Source organism: Gilliamella sp. Choc5-1 (assembly GCF_001690595.1).
Lineage (GTDB): Bacteria > Pseudomonadota > Gammaproteobacteria > Enterobacterales > Orbaceae > Gilliamella > Gilliamella apicola_M.
This window is the reverse complement of sequence record NZ_LZHH01000039.1, coordinates 1-1,714: the sequence shown is the minus strand read 5'-3', so window position 1 is coordinate 1,714 and position 1,714 is coordinate 1. Positions and strand designations below refer to the sequence as shown.

The following is a 1,714-nucleotide window of genomic DNA, read 5'->3' as shown; positions in this document are numbered from 1 at the left end:
GATACTCACCCTTTCAGGGCCAATGCTAAAGCATTGTTCAAATTTGTTCCAGACAAATTTGTCCTCGTCAAAATACTGTCCTTGAAAGCGCAGGTTTTGTGGGACGGTGCGGTATTCTATCGCAAGCTCGCCATAGGATTTAAAATTTCTGTCAAAAACTTTCAGGTAACTATGCGTTTTAGTATAAAATTGTTTTTTAGTTGGGTTGAGTTTTCGGTTTTTTAATGCTAAATAAATAGCAAAAATAGCCTTTGGGTATGCTAAAAGGTATTGTGTTTTTTATAACAATTATTCAAAAAACATTGATTTTATTTGTTTTTTAAAGAGCGATAAAATAACAAAATAAAAAAGGAAAGTCCTCGCTGTTTTAAAGCAAGGATTTGGTACAAGCGCGATTGCTTATTAGTCGTCAATTATTCTATTTTAAGGTAACCTGCGTTTGGGCTTTTCTGGCTCTGGCGTTGGTAATTTCCATGATATTAATAAACCTAATTGACCAAGAAAATTGTTGATATTATCAAGCTCGCTCTCGGCAACTTGCCATAACCACAATTTATCGCTTAATTCTTCAAGTGTACCATGGCTTGTATCACTTAATATCCAATCTTTCAACGTGGTATTATCTACACCAATTTCTAAATGATGATGATTAATAATATTAGCGGTATAAACCATCCTAAGTCGCTTATTGCCATCTAATTTTTTTTCGTCAAAATGATATTTTTCGTAAGGATATATTGTGGCAAAGTTGAATCCTCCTGCATACTCTGTTGCATTATTTGTGCTCTTACACTTCGAATATTTTATACCATAAGCAAAATAGTTTTGACGTGCAAAGTTCTTCATCAACTCCAAAATACTACCGTCATGATCTAGTTTATTATCATATAAAATGTAAATATTATTAGTTCTGCCAAATTTATCAGTGTTATAAACAAATTGGAGGCGACATATATTGTCTAATTCATTCAATGAATCAAAAGCTATAACCTCTTCTAGATTTATTTTACGTTTTAGTCCCCTTAGGGATATATTAACAAATTTAAAATCACGATCGCCATTCTTAGTTATCGGCTTAACATAACGAGCTTCTGTAATAGGAACATTTAATGCCGAAAATAGTGTTTCAGCAAACTCTAACGCAATATTCTGTAAGATATTTTCTGTATTATATAAAGCAATGCCACTGTACATAGCTAATTTCCCTCTTTTATACCTTTAATTAATAAATCTAACCGATGTTTTATATCCCTCGCATTATATGGATGCCTAAAAATTGTAATAGTCTTTACTTAATCTGACGTTTGAGTTATTTTATAACACAAAAGGAGAGTCAGAAATGAATCAAACTGCCAAAATTATTAAACCTAAATTAGGACTTTTAGAATTAGCTAAACAACTCGGTAACGTTCAACAAGCTTGCAAAGTCATGGGATACAGTCGAGATAGCTATTATCGCTTTAAAAACTGTATGAGCAAGGGGGTGAGCTTGCGCTTCAAGAAATCAGTCGTAAAAAGCCTATCGAAAAAAATCGGGTAGAGCCACATATAGAACAAGCCGTTGTTAATATGGCCTATGAATATCCAACTTATGGGCAACATCGAGTTGCCAATCAACTTCGTCAAGAAGGCATCATGGTGTCAGGGAGTGGGGTACACTCTATTTGGCTACGTCACGATTTAGAAAGTTTTAAAAAACGCTTAATAGCCCTAG

1 protein-coding gene and 2 pseudogenes are annotated in these 1,714 nt (G+C 33.7%); 2 read left to right on the top strand and 1 reads right to left on the bottom strand.

Going from position 1 to position 1,714, the window contains the following annotated elements; all coding sequences use genetic code 11:
* Positions 1-225, top strand: a pseudogene (locus tag A9G35_RS13635) (hypothetical protein); the annotation flags it as partial.
* A 198-nt stretch (positions 226-423) separates the two neighbouring features.
* Here A9G35_RS13635 and A9G35_RS03395 read toward each other — a convergent pair.
* The gene (locus A9G35_RS03395; RefSeq protein WP_081300101.1) at positions 424-1,194 is read right to left on the bottom strand and encodes a hypothetical protein; all 771 of its coding nucleotides are present in this window, start codon (positions 1,192-1,194) and stop codon (positions 424-426) included.
* A 145-nt stretch (positions 1,195-1,339) separates the two neighbouring features.
* On the opposite strand from A9G35_RS03395, the pseudogene A9G35_RS03390 reads away from it, so the two are divergent.
* Positions 1,340-1,714: pseudogene (locus A9G35_RS03390) on the top strand (helix-turn-helix domain-containing protein); the annotation flags it as partial.

Excerpts from the sequence above, each read along its gene's own strand:
- A9G35_RS03395 (WP_081300101.1), bottom strand. The coding sequence starts at position 1,194 with ATGTACAGTGGCATTGCTTTATATAATACAGAAAATATCTTACAGAAT.